The following is a 15593-nucleotide window of genomic DNA, read 5'->3' as shown; positions in this document are numbered from 1 at the left end:
ACCGGTCGGGCGACCGGGCCGGAACCGGGCCGGAACCGGGCCGGTGGTTCCCACGTCCTCCCCCGTGTTCGTCGATCACGGGGGAGGAAGACAGGACATGCGGTGCGCGGACGGGAAGCGGAGCGCCGGGGACGAGGGGCGCTCATGGGCGGCGCGTGCGCTGTCGCTGGTGCTGATGCTGGTGTCGCTGCAGCTGGGATCACTGATCAGCCCGGCGTACGCGTGCGGCTGCGGGGCGATGGTCCCGAGCAGGACGACGCAGGTCTCGGTCGACCGGGAGACATCAGTGGTGGACTGGGACGGCCGTACCGAGCAGATCGTCATGCGGCTCACGGTGCGCGGGGACGCCCCCGAGGCGGCCTGGATCATGCCGGTTCCGCACCGGGCGAGCGTGGAGCTCGGTGATCCGTCGCTCTTCTCCGAGCTGGCCACCCTGACGGCGCCGGTTCGGGCGACCAGGCACTACTTCTGGCCGCGCTCCGGCGACTGGCCGTTCGCCGGTTCGGGCGACGGTGCCCGGGTGGGCGGACCTTCGGCGGGCGCCCCGCCGGTCCAGGTGGTCGGCCGGGAACGGCTCGGCCCGTTCGATGTGGCACGGCTGGCCGCGACCGACCCCGAGGCGCTGCAGAAGTGGCTGGAGGACTACGGCTTCGAGCTGCCCGACCGGCTGGCGACGGCGCTCACGCCCTATGTCGACCAGAAGTGGGAGTACGTCGCGATCCGCCTGGCCCCCCGGGACGGGAAGAGCCCGCTCGTCGGCGACCTCGATCCGCTGCGGCTGCGCTTCGCCAGCGACCGGCTGGTGTACCCGATGCGGCTCTCGAAGCTCGCCTCGACGCCGCAGCGGCTGGGCCTGTACGTCCTGGCCGCGCACCGGATGGAGCCGCGCGGCGCGATCGGCGGCGATGCGCCGCAGGTGACGTACGCGGGCAGGATCGACCCCCGGTCGGCAGGGGGTGACACCGGGGCGCTGGAGGCGGTGACGGGTGGCGAGCCGGTGTTCCTCACCGCGATCGAGCAGTCGTTCCCGCACCCGGAACGGATCGGCGGCGACCACGAACTGCGCGCGACCGGGGCCGACACCCCGTACCGGACCATGGTGTACACGGACAGGCTGCTGACCGTGGGCGGCCTCCCCGTCTGGGTGCTGTCGCTGCTCGGGGCCGTACTGGTGGCGGCCGGGGCGGCGCTGCTGGTGCTGCGGGCCCGACGGCGGCGGCCGGTGTCGCCTCCGCCTCCGGTCGTGGTTCCGCCGCCGCTGGGGTGAGTGCCCGCGCGCCATCCGAACGCTTGCACGTGGGGTGAAACGCCGCCTCCACCGATCCACCCCGCCGTCGAGCCGCTCGCCTCCGGCGCCTGCGGCCCGTATCTCCCTGTGGCCCTCATCCCGCTTATCCGTTCGATCCCGTGTCCCCACCCGCGTCACAATGACCGCCATGACCTGGACCACGGCCCCCGAACCCTTCGACTCCCCCGACGCCGCACTGCTGCGGCGTGACTACTACGACGAGGTCGCCAGCCGCTACTGGGAGCGGCCCGCGACCGCCGAGGAGATCGACGAGGGGCTCACCGACGACGGCGCCGACCGGCTCGTCCCGCCCACCGGACAGTTCGTCGTCGGCCGGTTCGGCGGGAAGCCCGCGGCCTGCGCCGGACTGCTGGTGGTGGACGCGGACATCGCGGAGCTGACCCGGGTGTTCGTGCGCCCGGAGTTCCGCGGCACGGGCGGTGGCGGACTGCTCCTGGCGGCCGTCGAGAGCGCGGCGCGCGGCTTCGGCGTGCGCACGGTCAGGCTCGACACCCGCAACGACCTCGTCGAGGCACGGGGGCTCTACGCCAAGCACGGCTATCGGGAGGTCCCGGCGTTCCACCGGCGCCAGTACGCGGAGCACTGGTTCGCTAAGGACCTCCGGCTCCAGCCGTAGCGGCTCGCGCAGGCCACGCAGGTCGGAAGAAGCGGCTCAGACAGGCCACGCGGGTCCGGCCGCGTGGTCCCGCCTCGGCTCGGGACTGTGGGGCCGTTCCCTGCTCGACCCGTTCGTCTCCGCGGTCAGCTCCGCCACGAGTCCGACCAGGTCGGTCGGCCGGTCCGGCCCCCACCAGTCGCCCAGCAGCTCGGCCATCGACTCCTCGCGGGCCGCCGCGAGCTTCACCACCACTTCCGCGCCGCTCTCGGTGAGCACCAGTTGCACGCCTTCGCGGCGGACCAGTCCGCGCTCCTCCAGTTGCCGCGCCGCCTCGTTGATCACCCGCAGCGGCACCGGGGCGGCCTCGGCGAGCGCGGCCGGCTCGACCGTGCCGTGACGCTTTATGCGCAGCAGCATCCAGCTCGCCGCGGGCAGCAGGTCGTACCCCGCCCTCGCGGTGATCTTCTCGTAGACCTCGCGACGCCCCTCGCGGGTGGCCAGCACCGAGAGCGCTCGGGCGCATTCGTCGTACGAGGACCGCTCGACCGGGTTCGACGCCAGGGTCTCGCTGGGCTCCGGCGCGGTCACCGAACCGCGCAGCCTGTCCTCCTTGAGGAACCAGGCGAAGACGAAGGCGACCAGGACGACGGGTGCCGCGTACAGGAACACGTCGGTGATGGAGGTCGAGTACGCGTGCAGGACCGCCGGCCGCAGCACGGGCGGCAGCCGGCCGATGGCGCGCGGGTCGGCGGCCAGCCCCTCGGCGCTGGCCCCGGTGGGCAGGGTGCGACCGGCCAGCGCCGCGGTCAGTTTGGCGGTGAGCCGGTTGGTGAAGATCGTGCCGAAGACGGCGACTCCGAACGAGGCGCCGATGGAGCGGAAGAAGGTGGCACCGGACGTGGCGACACCGAGGTCCTCGTACGTGACGGCGTTCTGCACGACCAGGACGAGAACCTGCATCACCAGACCGAGGCCGGCTCCGAAGACGAAGAAGTAGACGCTCATCTCCAAGGTGCTGCTGGTCTCCGTCAGCCGGTGCAGGAGCTGCAGGCCGATCGCGGTGACGCCGGTGCCCGCGATCGGGAAGACCTTCCAGCGGCCCGTGCGGCTGACGATCTGCCCGGACACGGTCGAGGTGAGAAGCAGACCGAACACCATCGGGAGCATGTGCACACCGGACATCGTCGGCGTGATGTTGTGCACCACTTGCAGGAACGTCGGCAGGTAGGTCATCGCGCCGAACATCGCGAAGCCGACGACGAAGCTGATGACGGCGACGAGACTGAAGGTCCTGATCCGGAACAGCTTCAGCGGGATGACGGGCTCCGCGGCGCGGCGTTCCACGTACACGAAGGCGATCAGCAGCAGCACGCTCAGAGCGGCGAGAGCGACGATCTGCGCCGAGCCCCACGCCCAGGTGGTGCCGCCGAGCGAGGCGACGAGGACCAGGCAGGTGGCGACGGAGGCGATGAGGAAGGTGCCGAGGTAGTCGATGGCGTGCTGCGTGCGCCGGACCGGGATGTGCAGCACGGCGGCGATCACGAGGAGTGCGACGACGCCGATCGGCAGGTTGACGTAGAAGACCCAGCGCCAGCTGAGATGTTCGGTGAAGAACCCGCCGAGAAGCGGCCCGAGGACGCTCGTCGTACCGAAGACCGCGCCGAACAGACCCTGGTACTTGCCTCGTTCGCGCGGCGCGACGATGTCGCCGACGATCGCCATCGAGAGCACGATGAGGCCGCCGCCGCCGAGACCCTGAAGAGCCCGGAAGGCGATGAGCTGTGGCATGTTCTGGGCGATGCCGCAGAGCGCCGAGCCGATGAGGAAGATGACGATCGCGGTCTGGAAGAGCTTCTTGCGCCCGTACTGGTCGCCGAGCTTGCCCCAGAGCGGAGTCGCGGCGGTCGACGCCAGCAAATAGGCCGTGACCACCCAGGAGAGATGTTCCAGACCGCCGAGGTCGCTCACGATGGTCGGCAGCGCGGTGGAGACGATGGTCTGGTCGAGTGCGGCCAGGAGCATTCCGAGGAGCAGCGCACCTATGGCCACCATGACCGACCGCGTGGAACGGCCTTCACCGGGGGCCGGGGCCGCGGCCTGGGGGCTCAGGTGCTGGGCCATAGAACATCTCCTCGGGTCCACTACCTCCCCATCCTGGCTGTTCTGCGCGGTTATGGCCTGCCGAGCGGCACTCGAGAGGAACGACCTGGAGGGACCGGGACCGGTCGGAACGGCCCCGAGGGGACATGGCAGGACGGATCAGGGGGCGGCGTCACGGTGCGGCATGGACCGGATACCGCATTTCGGTACGGCATTGGGCATCTCGGTGGCGGGCTGCATAATCGCAGGCAGTTCAAGGGGAGGGGCCCACAATGACCGGACATATGTGCCCGGAGTGCGGTATGGACAGAAGACCACCGGACGAGGGACGGAGACCCGGCGGAGAACCGACCGGAAGACCCGGGTCCGGACAGGGCTGCAGGTGCGGGGAGCGGGGGACGCAGCGCGGCGACGAATTGCGCAGAGCCGCCGAGCAGCAACGGGTCGCCGAGCGGTCGGCGGCCGACAGGGCAGAGATCGCGGCGGCGGAGGACTTCGATCCGCTACGGATCCGGCCGTACGTGACACTGGGGGTCGACGAGACTCCGGCCACCGACGACGAGCCGCAGCGGCCCGACTCGCCCCGCCACCCGGCGGGAGACGCGACCACGACGATGCCGCTCCTTCTCGGCCGGCGGACGGCGGGGCCACCGCCGGACGCCGTCGAACCGGCCGAAGCGGGCGGCACGACGGCCGCCCTGCCGCCCCTCGCGCCGAACTCCGCGCAATGCCCCGCGCCATCCTTCGCCCCGGCCCCCGCCGAGGGGGCCACATCGGCCTCGGGACCGGCCTCCGCCGCACCCTTCGCGCCCGACGCCGATCCCGTTCGGCCTCGCCGACGACGGCCCTTCGGGGCACTCGCCGTGGGTACGGCCGTGATCGCGGTGGTGGGCACGGCGGCGTTCGCAGGGGGCCTGCTCGACGGAAGCGGCAACGGGGACGCAGACCGGGACACGGCCCTGCCGACCACGATGGCGAGCATTCCCGAGGCAAGCGTCCGGGCGGAGGAGTCGGCACCGGCCTCCGTGTTGCCGCCCCCGCCCTCCGGAACGGCGACCACGTCACCGTCCGCGCCCGCCTCCGCACCCCCCTCGGCGAGCGCCTCACCGTCACCGTCCGCTTCCGCCACCTCGCAACCCGCCACGACCCCGCCCCCACGCCCGGCGTCCACGCCGCACGCGAGCCGTCCGGCGTCGGTCGCGCCGCCCGCGCCACCGGAAGGTCCCACACTGCGCCCCGGCGACCAGGGACCCGAGGTGGCGGAGCTGCAACGTCGGCTGGAGGAGATCTGGCTGTTCCACGGACGGGACGACGGCGACTACACGGGGCAGGTCGAGCACGCCGTGAGCGTCTATCAGTCGTACAAGGCGATCGAGGGTGACCAGCCCGGGGTGTACGGACCCCGCACGCGCCGCGCACTGGAGGCGGAGACGACGGGACGGGGCCGCTCCTGAAGGCCTGCGCCCAAAGCCCCGTCCGACACGGAATTGGCTTTCGGGGACAGCTTTTTGTATCGTGATGAAACAAAGTAGCCTCCGCCCGCCACCCCCTGACCGGCGGGCGAGGCTGCTTGTTCTCTTCACCCGTGCTTTCCTCTCCCCCCGTGCCCTGGAACCCGCCCATGCCGGCCACCGCCCTCACAGGCCGCACCCTCCTTCTCAGCTAACCCTCTGTAGCACTTTCAGGCGATGCACGTTGATCGGCGCGGGTACAGGGGGGCTGACCAATGGCTGACACGTACAGCAACTTCGCGCAGTTGGCCGCAGCTGAACAGGAGGGCACGGCGTGGCGCCGAGCCGCGGTCGCCCCGGCCGGGGCGACGTGGGCCGCGACAGCCATTCACGGTGGCGGGATCGAGGGCGGGTCGGGCGAGATGGCCCGCGAGATCTCGCTCGGGGGATCGGCCATGGCGTACTACGAGTTCGCCGGGCTCAAGGCCAGCAATAACACCACCTTGCACATCACCTCGACGCGCTTCGACGAGCCGATGGGGCAATCCCTTGTGGCCGGGGTGCGCCGGTGCTTGTCCTTCCACGGATACGTGGGCACCGATGGTGTGCCTGAGACCGCGATCGGCGGACTCGATGCCGACGTGGTTGCCCGGCTCACCGATTCACTGACCCGCGCCGGGTTCCTCGTGACCACCGCGCCATCAGAGATCGCGGGGCGGTGGGCACAGACACGCTCGCGGCGGGCGGTGGCCATTTCCTCGCACTCGCCGCCCGTGCTACCGACACGAACAACTGCTATTTGGCCCGCGTCGAGTTCTCGCCCACGCAGACGGTGATCCTGACACTCCGAAAGCGGGTCGCCGGTACGGAATCGCTGCTGGTGCAGAACACCACCGGCCTTTCCCACGCCGCGACCGCGCGGTTCGCGATCCGGTTTCAGGTGACGGGGACAACGCTCCGCGCCCGCGTCTGGCCCGCCACCGCGCCGGAACCGAGCACGTGGCAGCTGGAGACGACAGACACCGACCTGACGGAGACAGGGCAGGTAGGAATGCGCGCCATCCTGTCGACCGCCTACACCGGGACACTTCCGGTAGTCGCGTCCTGGGGCGATTTCGACGGGGCCGGCACCGTGCAGACGTTCGCCGTCACCCGAGCCGTAAACGGCATCAGTAAACCCCAGACGGCCGGCACGGATGTCCGCCTCGCCGTACCCACCATCGCCGCTCTTTAAGGAGGCACCCCCATGGCTGGCTCGCCGGACAGCGAATCACTGCCACCAGACTCAGGGACGGCGCGCCCTGGGTGGTGAACTACACCGCCCTCACGTCGTCCACGACGCCCACCACCAGCACCGCCCCGCAGGCAGCGATCACTGCACCGCCCATCACCTTCCGTTCGGGACGGGCGTACCGCATCGCCTACCGCGGCGGCATGACCAGCAACACCGTGGGCCAACAGGGCACCATGACCGTCACGAAGGGCGCCGCAGGAGGGGCCACAATCCTCAACTCCCAGCGAGTACCCGGACCCACGGGGCAGGCCGGAACGGTGGGGCCTGACGCGATACGACGGGGGCCCGGTCAGGCGGGGATCAGCTTGAACTCGAAACGTGCCGTCTTGGTGGGGTCTTCTTCCAGCTTGGTGCGGTCTACTGCCACAGACCGGTCGGCCGAGTTGAATTTCTGCAAAAGCTCGGGCCAGGACTCGGTCTCAAGCCACCTCTTGCTGCTCTTGGGTGCGTGTACGAGGCGCCTGTACTTGCCGTACAGCATGATCCCATTCTCGGTGGGGAGGGTGTGCCAGAGGGTGGCGTCGTCGTAACTCTTGAGGAGGACACCCTTGGAATCCCACGTCCAGTACGCGTTGTCCTTCGAGCTGGCCTCGGTGTGCTCGATGACGTAATCGGTACCCTGATGGTCATGGAAGATGACCGGATGCCAGTTGTCGCCGTCGGTCTTGGACAGCCTGAGCCAGTTCCCTTCGAAGCCCACCCCCCGGTTGTCGTGGACGAGGTAGTACTTCTTGCCGGTTGTGATGCCGTCAGTAGCCATGGAGACCTTTCCCTAATGGCGGTCAGTGATCAATAGATTACTCTCTGAGGTCGCCTGGTGTGGGGGATCCGGTAGCGCCTTCGCCGATCCGTCCATCCGGCCGGCGCATCGCACGCCCCGGCCAACCGCACAGGGCATGTCAAGGCAGAAGTCAAGCCGCGCCGGAACTGGCGAGGCGACCGTGAACAGGCGTTTGTCCCTCAGCATCGCCCACAGCACGTCCACCCTGCGCCGGGCAAGGGACAGCAGCGCCTGGGTGTGGATCAGCCCCTCACCTCGCTTCTTCCGGTAGTACGCCTGCGACGGCCCCGGCATCGTCACAGCCCGCGCTGTAGCTCCCGAAACCGCCCCGGCCGACCGCCCCCGTCGGCCGGCCGGGGCTCCGTTGCGTCTCTGGATTGGCCAGAGCAGCACGCTTCTTTGTATCGTGGCGAAACAAATAAGCTACGGCGTAGAGGATGGCCCCGTGCCCAGGTCAGAGACCATTGGTGTTTTTAAGGCGTTGCTCCTGGACATGGACGGCACCCTCGTGAACTCCGACGCCGTCGTGGAGCGCTGCTGGCGGCGCTGGGCGCTGCGGGAGGGGCTCGACCCGGAGGCGGCGCTCAAGGTGGTGCACGGGCGGCAGGGGTACGCCACCATGGCGGCGCTCCTCCCGGACCGTCCGATGGAGCAGAACTACGCGGACAACCGGGTGATGCTCGCCGAGGAGACCGCCGACACCGACGGCGTCGTCCCGATCGCCGGCGCCCCCGCCTTCATGGACGCGATCGCCGCGCTTCCGCACGCCCTGGTCACCTCGGCCGACGCGGCACTGGCCCGGACCCGGATGACCGCGTCCGGCCTGCGGATGCCGGCCACCCGCGTCACCGCGGAGTGCGTCGGCGCCAGCAAGCCGGACCCCGAGGGCTTCCTGAAGGGAGCGGCCGAACTGGGCTTCGCCCCGGCGGACTGCGTCGTCTTCGAGGACTCGGAGGCGGGCATCGCGGCCGGCCGGGCGGCGGGCATGCGCGTGGTGGGCGTCGGCCCTCGGGCCGCGGCACTTTCGCCCGACGCGCACATCGATGACCTGACACAGCTCCGGGTGGAAGCGGCAGCCGACGGTTCGATCCGGCTGCACATCAGCGCGCGATGACCCCTGCCCGGCGGACGTCAGTCCCGGTGCAGCCGCCCCCGCGCCACCAGTTCGAGCACGACCGTGACGGCCACCGCCTGCACGGCCAGCAGCGCGACCAGCACGAACAGTTGCACGGCCCCCGCCTGGACCGGTGAGGCGCCGCCCAGCAGCATGCCCACGAAGGCGCCCGGCAAGGTGACGAGCCCGACCGTCCGCGTCTGATCGAGCCCCGGCAACAGCGCGTCCGCCGCCGCGGGGCGTGCGATCTCCAGCCTCGCGTCACGGTCGAGCAGCCCGAGCGCCATAGCGGCCTCGACCTCCCCGCGCCGGGTCGTCAGCTCGTCCAGCGCCCGCCGACCGCCGAGCACGGTCGCGGTGAGCGCACCCCCGACGAGGATGCCGGTCACCGGGATCAGCGCGATGCCCCGGACCGGGACGAGTCCGGTGGACAGCAGCAGGGCGATCACCGGTGCGACCCCCGCCCCGATCGGCAGAGCCGCCCACCACCAGGTCCGATTGCGGGTGACCCGGCGGCCCGCGGTCACCGTCGCCACGGCGTACATCAGCGCCACGAACGCGAGCAGTGGCGGCAGCGAACCGACCACCCAGCCGATGAGCAGGGACACCGCGGCGAGTTGGACCGCGGCCCGCAGCCCGGCCAGCAGGATCTCCCGCGAGCGGCCGAGCGAGGCCAGTGCGGCGACGCCGGCCGCCGCCGCGAGCAACAGGGCGAGGACGACCCCGAGCGTGATGTCGACCGGTAGCAGCACGCCGTAACCCTATGACCGGTCCGGTCCGACCGGAATCCACCAACCGGCCCTCGTCACAGGTCGGTTGCCGATGCGTCAGCACATACGCCCCGCACAGATGCGGACGTACGCCCCCATTGCTCCAGCACCGTTCGTCAGAACTCTTGATGTGACGTGCCCATGTCGCCACTCTGTTACCTGGCGCCCACCCCACGGAAACCCGGCGCCGCCACGATGGCCGGGCCCCACAGGTAACCCGTCCAAGTTCCCCCCACGCACAAGGAGTTCGCATGTCAGGTGTCTACGCGCGTCGCATCGCCGTCCTCGCCGCATCCGCCGCCCTCGCCGCAACGACCGGCCTGCTCACCGCCCCCACCGCCCAGGCGGCCATGCCCACCCCGGTCTCGGCATCGACCGCCCGCACATATCTGAGCCAGTTGACCGTCTCCGCCGAGGGCTCGTCGACCGGCTACAGTCGCGACAAGTTCCCGCACTGGATCACCCAGTCGGGCACCTGCAACACGCGTGAGGTCGTCCTCAAGCGGGACGGCACGAACGTGACGCAGGACGCCAGTTGCGCGGCCGTCAGCGGCAGTTGGTACTCGGAGTACGACGGCGCCACCTGGACCGCCGCCTCCGATCTGGACATCGACCACATGGTCCCGCTCGCCGAGGCCTGGCGATCGGGCGCCAGCAGCTGGACCACCGCCCAACGGCAGGCATACGCCAACGACTTGACGCGCCCGCAGCTCATCGCCGTCACGGACAACGTCAACCAGTCCAAGGGCGACAAGGACCCGGCCAAGTGGCTGCCCCCGCTCACCTCGTACCGCTGCACCTACGTGCGCGCCTGGGTGCATGTGAAGCACTACTACAACCTGAGCGTCGACTCGGCCGAGAAGAGCGCCCTTCAGTCGGTCCTCAACAACTGCTGAGAACAGCGGCGTTGAAAGACCGCTGAACACCGCGGCGGGCGCCACGCCGGACACCGCACCGAACGCCGCACCGAGCGACTCGGCGAACAGGTCGGCGAACAGGTCGGCGAACGGGTCGGCGGGGGCGCGAAGCCGAACTACCCGCCCCTCCCCCGTCGTTCGTGGCCGGGTAGGGAGCCGTGCACACCGCATGGCTCCCTACCCGTACGCGGTAATGGCGCGAGGGCACGACGCAGCGGCCGTGACCGCCGCCTCGGTCACCCACCGGGCGGGCCGGAGGCGGGGCCGGCCGGGAGGCGCTTGGCGCGGGAAGCGCGCCGGCCGCGCCGGGACGCCGCGCCGCTCCGCCGCGGAGCCGGTGCGGCGGAGCGTACGCGCCGGAGCCACCGGAGTGTTTTCGGCCGAGTAGGGCTGCCGACGAAGGGCTCCCCTCGCGGCCCGCACGCTCGGCGAGCGGCGGCGATCGGCACTCGACGCCGATGCGGCCCACCAGGAGCGCGAGGAGACCTCCACCGGCCCCGGTCCCTACGGCCATCCCTTGTTCGACACCTCGCGCCGCATCCCCCTGCCGCCGCCCGCCCACGACGCGGCGCAGCGGAACGCCGCGCACCGTCAGGGCGAGCGCCGCGGACCCGAGGGATGCCGGACCGGCTCCGGCGGGAAGCCGTGCCGGCGCTCCCACCTGGAACATCGGACGCTCTTCCCCGGCTCCTTCCAGGAACCGACGGGGCCGGTCCGGCGACAGGACCGGGAGGCCGACCTAGCTTGCGATGGTTTGCGCAGTGTCAGGTGTTGTGCACCATGCGTACACCATGGAGCCCCCACGCCCCCTGGGCATCCGATGGCCCCCCTCGACGCACGCGCCCGTCGGCTGACCTGCCCCCTCGCGCACCACTCGTCCCCCGGGCCACCCGGAACCACCCTCCGGCCCGGCCGACAGCCGTTCCACCGGCGCCTCGGTCGGCCCACAGCACGACACGAGCAGGCGAGCGCGACTCCAGCACACCCTCACAGAGAGACGCACCCCCGTTCGTTGATCTCCTCATGCCACTCGTCCCGCGTGGCCGGAAAGTTGCGCCGACATTGGTTCAGGCCAAGGCAACGAAGGAAGGTGTGCAGCTGGAGACGGTGCCGACGCAAGCATTGGTCGACAGCCACAGGGCAACTTTCAGCCAGTCGACAGAATGTTGAACTTGCAAGCATTGGTGAGGTTTCCCTAATCTGTGGCACTCAATCGGTTCACGTCCCCACCAGACCGAAGGAGCCCTCCCCCCATGCACGCACGTTTGAATCAGGCTCAGCCCTACGCTCTCGGCCTGTTCCGGATCGTCGTAGGCCTGCTCTTCGCCTGCCATGGCACCGCCTCGCTCTTCGGCGTCCTCGGCGGCGCGATGGGCGGCGGCTCCATACCCGCCGGAACCTGGCCCGGCTGGTACGCGGCAGTCATCCAGCTCGTCGGCGGCGGCCTGGTGGCGCTCGGCCTGGGCACCCGTGTCGCCGCCCTCATCTCGTCCGGCTCCATGGCGTACGCGTACTTCAAGGTCCACCAGCCCGAGGCGCTCTTCCCGCTGCAGAACGGCGGCGAGCCCTCGGCCGTCTACTGCTGGGCGTTCCTCCTGCTCGTCTTCACCGGCCCCGGCGCGCTGGCCCTCGACCGGCTGTTCGGCCGGGGCGCCGCGGAGCACGGCGAGGAGCACGCGCACGAGCAGGCGCCGGCCGTAACCGTCTGACGCACGGGAAGCCCGCGACAGCCGGCAGACCGCCGCGGCGGCCACGACAGCCGAGGCAGCCATGACGGGCTGATCCGTGCAGGCCCGGCCCCGGCGCCCGCGGGCCGTTCCGCACACGGTCGCCCCCGCGTCCGCGAGCCGCCCCGCACACGGCGGATCCCGCCTGCGGGCCGCTCCGAGGACGGCACATCCCCCCAGCCCGCGGGCAGCAGCCCACGTACGCCCGGAACCCGAGCTTCCCATTTCCGGGCGTACGTGACCTTCCCAACATCGCGCGTATTTGTAGATCACCGGATGAGCGTCAGGCGTACGCTGTACAGCTGGCCCTGCCGCTCCTGCCGCTCCCCTGCGACGTCGCGGCGTTGTTCCGGATCGGGGAGTAGTAGGTGCTTGAGAGTGTGGGCGCACTGACCGGCAGCCCATGGATCTACGCCGTGGTCGCCCTCTCGGTGCTCCTGGACGTCTTTCTGCCCGTGCTGCCCAGCGGGGTCCTGGTGATCACCGCTGCCACGGCCGCCGCCGCCGGTTCGACGACCGTCGCCGGGGCGGCCGCCGAGCAGGTGCCCCAAGTCCCCTCGCTCCTCGCGCTGATCCTGTGCGCGGCCGCCGCCTCGGTCCTCGGCGACCTCGTCGCCTATCGGCTGGCCTGGCGCGGCGGCGAGCGTCTGGACCGGGCCATAGCCCGCTCCCGCCGCCTCACCTCCGCGCAGGAACGCCTCGGCGCCGCCCTCGCCCGGGGCGGCGGCATCCTCGTCATCATCGCCCGCTTCGCCCCGGCAGGGCGCTCGGTCGTCTCCCTGGGCGCCGGCGCCGCGCATCGCAAGGCGACGGAATTCCTGCCCTGGTCGGCCCTGGCGGGCGTGGCCTGGGCCGGTTACAGCGTGGGCCTCGGCTACTTCGGCGGCCAGTGGCTCGGCGCGACCTGGGTGGGCACGGCCGTCTCGGTCCTCGCCCTGTTCGTGGCGGGAGCCCTGGCCGCGTACGTCATGCGCCGCCCGGCAGCGGCGGCGGCCGCCCAGGCATCGGCGACTGCGACGGCGACTACGGTGTCGGCGTCCTGACCGCACCCCGTATCTCCAGACCGTCCAGCAGCCTGGCGGTCGCCTCGGCGATCTCGTCGACGGCCCGGTCGAACACCTCCTGATTGTGCGCGGCCGGAGCGCGGAAGCCTGACACCTTGCGTACGAACTGCAGGGCGGCGGCCCGGATCTCCTCCTCGGTGGCCTCTTCGGGCAGGACGGGCGGGCGAAGGGTCTTGATGCTGCGGCACATGCCTCCAGTGTGGACCGGGCCACTGACAACGGCCGGGAGAACGCGTCGGCCCGGCGGCCGGGACGGGCATGGATTCGTTCGACGGCCGGGACGGGTGTCGGCCCGACACCTTCGCCCCCGCCTCATCTTCACCCCCGCCTCATCGCTCCGTTCGCCGTGAGCCGTCCCCTTCCCCGGTCCGTTCGAGGGCGGGGATCTCGTACACGCCGTCGAGGATCTCCGGCCCCGGCTCGTAGAGCGCGAGCACCGGCCGGAACTCCCCGGCCGGCGCGGGCAGCCAGTTCGCCGCCGCGGCCAGGTCGTCCGGCCGCTCCCGCTGGATGCGGATCGTCAGCGAACCGTCCTCGCCGTACACGAGGCCCGGGGTGCGGTCACCGATGGAGTACCTCCCGAGGGGATTCCCGACGAGGCGGTGGTCCGGCACGTCGTACATCGTCATGGACCAGAACGCCCCGACCGGAGGCGGCCGGTCGAAGCGCAGCACATAGGAGTGGGCCCCGTTCAACCGCTCGCCGTCGGCGTCGCGCAGGGTGTGGGCGTACACCGCCTCGTAGCCGTGGACACCCCACAGCCAGGTCCGTGCCGCCACCGCCCTGGTCCGGTAGGAGCTCTCCCGGTCCTCGATCCGCCATTCCGGCGAGTCGAGGGCCCCGACACCGTAGTGGTCGAGGTTGTAGTCGAAGAGGTGCGGATCCATCTCCCAGCCCCCGCCCGCCGCCGGGGACCGGCCCGCCTCCTCCACCCGCACTCTGCCCCGGACCAGGCCCTCGGTCAGTGCGAGCACGAGGGCGGGATCGGCGGACACGTACGGCGACGGCCCCTCCTCCAACAGCCCCAGCGGCTGAAACCGGTCCTGGTACGCCCGGTCGGCCGCGGACGGCGGAAAGTCGGCCATCCAGACCCTGAGCTGTTCGAAGAACCGCAGCGGCTCGGGTACGTCGGGGTCGGGTGCCGGGAGACCCGTGCGGTGGGTACCCGGTTCCAGATGGGTGAGGGTGAGCTGTGCCTGCAGCGCGCGGACCCGGCCCATGTCGTCCGGGCCGTCGCAGACGTTGCGGCCGATGACGGAGACGACGGAGGTCGGAGCGTCGATCACGCCGCGCACCGAGCCGGGCACGCCGCCCGACCAGCCGGGCGGCGCGACGAGCCAGTCCCCGGCCTGCGTGCCGGTGGCACGGTGGCCGACGTACGCGAAGTTGTTGGTCCAGGCGTCCACGAACTGCAGCACGTAGTACGCGCCGTCCGTGTCGGGGACATGGAGCAGCACCGGCCCGCCGGAGAGGTCGAGGTGGGCGACGGAGTGGACCGTGTCGTGGTCGACGGTCACGCAAGCCGTTCCGGGGGACGCCTGTTGTTCGGAGTGGGCGAAGTGGTTGAAGGCAGTGGGCGGCAGCGGCCCGATACCCGTCTGCATGAAGTCCTCGACCGCCGACAGGCCATGGACCAGCGGACAGCCGTAGACGTACGCCTCGGTGGCAAGGGCGACGAGTTCTTCCGTGCTCTCCTCCGGCATCGCGGTCCTCCCCTCACCCGTTCAGGAAGCGGGTCGCAACGGAGCGGCGGGGCATCCCGGAACACGTCCTGGAACACGTCCCGGAACATCTCCTGGAACAGCGGGCCGCCATGTGTCGACCACCGTGCGCGCGGACCGAGTCGGACTCGTACGCCCGGACGGCGGCGATGATGAGCCGTCCGGGCAGGGGCAGTCGGCACCGGGTGGTACCGCGATCGGCACCCACTCAGATGACCGCCTTCGCGTCCTCCGTGCACAGGGCCCAGATCACGAATGTGTCGATGGCGATGGAGATGATCGCCCAGATCGGCTGGTACGGCAGCCACATGAAGTTGAGGACCAGACTGATGGCGGCGATCACCACACCCGTGGCCCGGGCCCAGGTGGCGCCCTTGAGGATGCCCCACCCGACGAATCCGAGCACGATGCCGAGAATGAGGTGGATCCATCCCCACGTGCTCACGTCGAACCTGAACGTGTAGTTGCTTATGCGCGCGTAGACCTCATCGGACGCGATCCCGCTGATGCCCTTGATCACTCCGAAGAAGCCGTCGACGAGCAGCAGCACGCCGGCGAACATGATTCCGCCGGCCGCCCAGGGGTTGATGTCCTCCTGGTCCGCGGAACGGGTCGGTCCGGGCGTGGACGCTGAGTGTGCCATGGGGACTCCTTGGCCGAAGCGGGACTGCGGATCAGAACCGACCCTGCGGGGCGCTCCGCGGCAGGACCACCCGGACGCACCCGTACGGGTGACGCCTCGGATGC

Annotated in this window: 15 protein-coding genes and 1 pseudogene; 9 read left to right on the top strand and 7 right to left on the bottom strand. The window is 70.8% G+C overall.

Going from position 1 to position 15593, the window contains the following annotated elements:
- The first annotated feature begins 175 nt into the window (after positions 1–175).
- Both ACF1B9_RS00630 and ACF1B9_RS00625 read left to right on the top strand, forming a co-directional pair.
- The gene (locus tag ACF1B9_RS00630) at positions 176–1267 is read left to right on the top strand and encodes a DUF2330 domain-containing protein (protein ID WP_391742294.1); all 1092 of its coding nucleotides are present in this window, start codon (positions 176–178) and stop codon (positions 1265–1267) included.
- Positions 1268–1436: 169 nt separating this feature from the next.
- On the top strand, positions 1437–1925 hold the full coding sequence (locus ACF1B9_RS00625) for a GNAT family N-acetyltransferase (protein ID WP_391742129.1): 489 nt from the start codon (positions 1437–1439) through the stop codon (positions 1923–1925).
- 36 nt (positions 1926–1961) lie between these two features.
- Here ACF1B9_RS00625 and ACF1B9_RS00620 read toward each other — a convergent pair whose 3' ends face one another.
- Positions 1962–4028 carry a DHA2 family efflux MFS transporter permease subunit gene (locus ACF1B9_RS00620; protein ID WP_391742131.1) on the bottom strand — a complete coding sequence of 689 codons (2067 nt, stop codon included), beginning with the start codon at positions 4026–4028 and terminating at the stop codon, positions 1962–1964.
- Positions 4029–4423: 395 nt separating this feature from the next.
- Between ACF1B9_RS00620 and ACF1B9_RS00615 the strand changes: the two genes are divergently transcribed.
- From ACF1B9_RS00615 to ACF1B9_RS00605, 3 genes are all read left to right on the top strand, one after another.
- A complete protein-coding gene (locus ACF1B9_RS00615; RefSeq protein ID WP_391742133.1) occupies positions 4424–5461 on the top strand; it encodes a peptidoglycan-binding protein in 1038 nt (345 codons plus the stop codon).
- A gap of 272 nt (positions 5462–5733) precedes the next feature.
- Positions 5734–6294, top strand: coding sequence for a poly-gamma-glutamate hydrolase family protein (locus ACF1B9_RS00610; RefSeq protein WP_391742134.1), 561 nt, complete (start codon positions 5734–5736; stop codon positions 6292–6294).
- On the top strand, positions 6258–6692 hold the full coding sequence (locus ACF1B9_RS00605; protein ID WP_391742135.1) for a hypothetical protein: 435 nt from the start codon (positions 6258–6260) through the stop codon (positions 6690–6692). Before ACF1B9_RS00610 ends, ACF1B9_RS00605 begins: the two co-directional genes overlap by 37 nt.
- Before the next feature lie 349 nt (positions 6693–7041).
- On the opposite strand, the gene ACF1B9_RS00600 is transcribed toward ACF1B9_RS00605, so the two are convergent.
- Both ACF1B9_RS00600 and ACF1B9_RS00595 read right to left on the bottom strand, forming a co-directional pair.
- Complete coding sequence (locus ACF1B9_RS00600; RefSeq protein ID WP_391742136.1) at positions 7042–7512, bottom strand: hypothetical protein; 471 nt, start codon at positions 7510–7512, stop codon at positions 7042–7044.
- 165 nt (positions 7513–7677) lie between these two features.
- Positions 7678–7920: pseudogene (locus ACF1B9_RS00595) on the bottom strand (IS110 family transposase); the annotation flags it as partial.
- Between the two features lie 76 nt (positions 7921–7996).
- Between ACF1B9_RS00595 and ACF1B9_RS00590 the strand changes: the two are divergent.
- Positions 7997–8647, top strand: a complete 651-nt coding sequence (locus ACF1B9_RS00590; RefSeq protein ID WP_391742295.1) for an HAD-IA family hydrolase — start codon at positions 7997–7999, stop codon at positions 8645–8647.
- Between the two features lie 17 nt (positions 8648–8664).
- Here ACF1B9_RS00590 and ACF1B9_RS00585 read toward each other — a convergent pair whose 3' ends face one another.
- Positions 8665–9399, bottom strand: a complete 735-nt coding sequence (locus tag ACF1B9_RS00585; RefSeq protein ID WP_391742137.1) for an ABC transporter permease — start codon at positions 9397–9399, stop codon at positions 8665–8667.
- Positions 9400–9668: 269 nt separating this feature from the next.
- Here ACF1B9_RS00585 and ACF1B9_RS00580 point away from each other — a divergent pair, with 269 nt between their 5' ends.
- The 3 genes from ACF1B9_RS00580 (at position 9669) to ACF1B9_RS00570 (ending at position 13104) form a co-directional block, all read left to right on the top strand.
- Positions 9669–10313 carry an HNH endonuclease family protein gene (locus tag ACF1B9_RS00580; RefSeq protein ID WP_376217117.1) on the top strand — a complete coding sequence of 215 codons (645 nt, stop codon included), beginning with the start codon at positions 9669–9671 and terminating at the stop codon, positions 10311–10313.
- A 1274-nt stretch (positions 10314–11587) separates the two neighbouring features.
- Positions 11588–12043 carry a DoxX family protein gene (locus ACF1B9_RS00575; RefSeq protein ID WP_391742139.1) on the top strand — a complete coding sequence of 152 codons (456 nt, stop codon included), beginning with the start codon at positions 11588–11590 and terminating at the stop codon, positions 12041–12043.
- 386 nt (positions 12044–12429) lie between these two features.
- Positions 12430–13104 (top strand): DedA family protein, encoded by a 675-nt coding sequence (locus ACF1B9_RS00570; protein WP_391742140.1) that lies wholly within the window; start codon positions 12430–12432, stop codon positions 13102–13104.
- Here ACF1B9_RS00570 and ACF1B9_RS00565 read toward each other — a convergent pair.
- From ACF1B9_RS00565 to ACF1B9_RS00555, 3 genes are all read right to left on the bottom strand, one after another.
- Positions 13085–13315 carry a DUF2277 domain-containing protein gene (locus ACF1B9_RS00565; protein ID WP_351075848.1) on the bottom strand — a complete coding sequence of 77 codons (231 nt, stop codon included), beginning with the start codon at positions 13313–13315 and terminating at the stop codon, positions 13085–13087. The two genes, ACF1B9_RS00570 and ACF1B9_RS00565, sit on opposite strands and share 20 nt — an antisense overlap.
- Before the next feature lie 139 nt (positions 13316–13454).
- Entirely contained in the window at positions 13455–14828 is a 1374-nt protein-coding gene (locus tag ACF1B9_RS00560; RefSeq protein ID WP_391742142.1) for a DUF1254 domain-containing protein, read from the bottom strand.
- Positions 14829–15054: 226 nt separating this feature from the next.
- Positions 15055–15489, bottom strand: a complete 435-nt coding sequence (locus tag ACF1B9_RS00555) for a hypothetical protein (protein WP_391742143.1) — start codon at positions 15487–15489, stop codon at positions 15055–15057.
- Positions 15490–15593: the final 104 nt, after the last annotated feature.

This window comes from Streptomyces sp. NPDC014727 (assembly GCF_043083485.1).
Taxonomy (GTDB): Bacteria; Actinomycetota; Actinomycetes; order Streptomycetales; family Streptomycetaceae; genus Streptomyces.
This window is presented reverse-complemented; position numbering and strand designations above follow the sequence as displayed.

What these genes read in the sequence shown, in the direction of transcription:
- ACF1B9_RS00610 (WP_391742134.1), top strand. Translation starts at nt 5,734, where the DNA reads ATGGCTGACACGTACAGCAACTTCGCGCAGTTGGCCGCAGCTGAACAG.
- ACF1B9_RS00620 (WP_391742131.1), bottom strand. Translation starts at nt 4,028, where the DNA reads ATGGCCCAGCACCTGAGCCCCCAGGCCGCGGCCCCGGCCCCCGGTGAA.
- ACF1B9_RS00580 (WP_376217117.1), top strand. Translation starts at nt 9,669, where the DNA reads ATGTCAGGTGTCTACGCGCGTCGCATCGCCGTCCTCGCCGCATCCGCC.
- ACF1B9_RS00600 (WP_391742136.1), bottom strand. Translation starts at nt 7,512, where the DNA reads ATGGCTACTGACGGCATCACAACCGGCAAGAAGTACTACCTCGTCCAC.
- ACF1B9_RS00565 (WP_351075848.1), bottom strand. Translation starts at nt 13,315, where the DNA reads ATGTGCCGCAGCATCAAGACCCTTCGCCCGCCCGTCCTGCCCGAAGAG.
- ACF1B9_RS00625 (WP_391742129.1), top strand. Translation starts at nt 1,437, where the DNA reads ATGACCTGGACCACGGCCCCCGAACCCTTCGACTCCCCCGACGCCGCA.
- ACF1B9_RS00575 (WP_391742139.1), top strand. Translation starts at nt 11,588, where the DNA reads ATGCACGCACGTTTGAATCAGGCTCAGCCCTACGCTCTCGGCCTGTTC.
- ACF1B9_RS00560 (WP_391742142.1), bottom strand. Translation starts at nt 14,828, where the DNA reads ATGCCGGAGGAGAGCACGGAAGAACTCGTCGCCCTTGCCACCGAGGCG.
- ACF1B9_RS00630 (WP_391742294.1), top strand. Translation starts at nt 176, where the DNA reads ATGCTGGTGTCGCTGCAGCTGGGATCACTGATCAGCCCGGCGTACGCG.
- ACF1B9_RS00555 (WP_391742143.1), bottom strand. Translation starts at nt 15,489, where the DNA reads ATGGCACACTCAGCGTCCACGCCCGGACCGACCCGTTCCGCGGACCAG.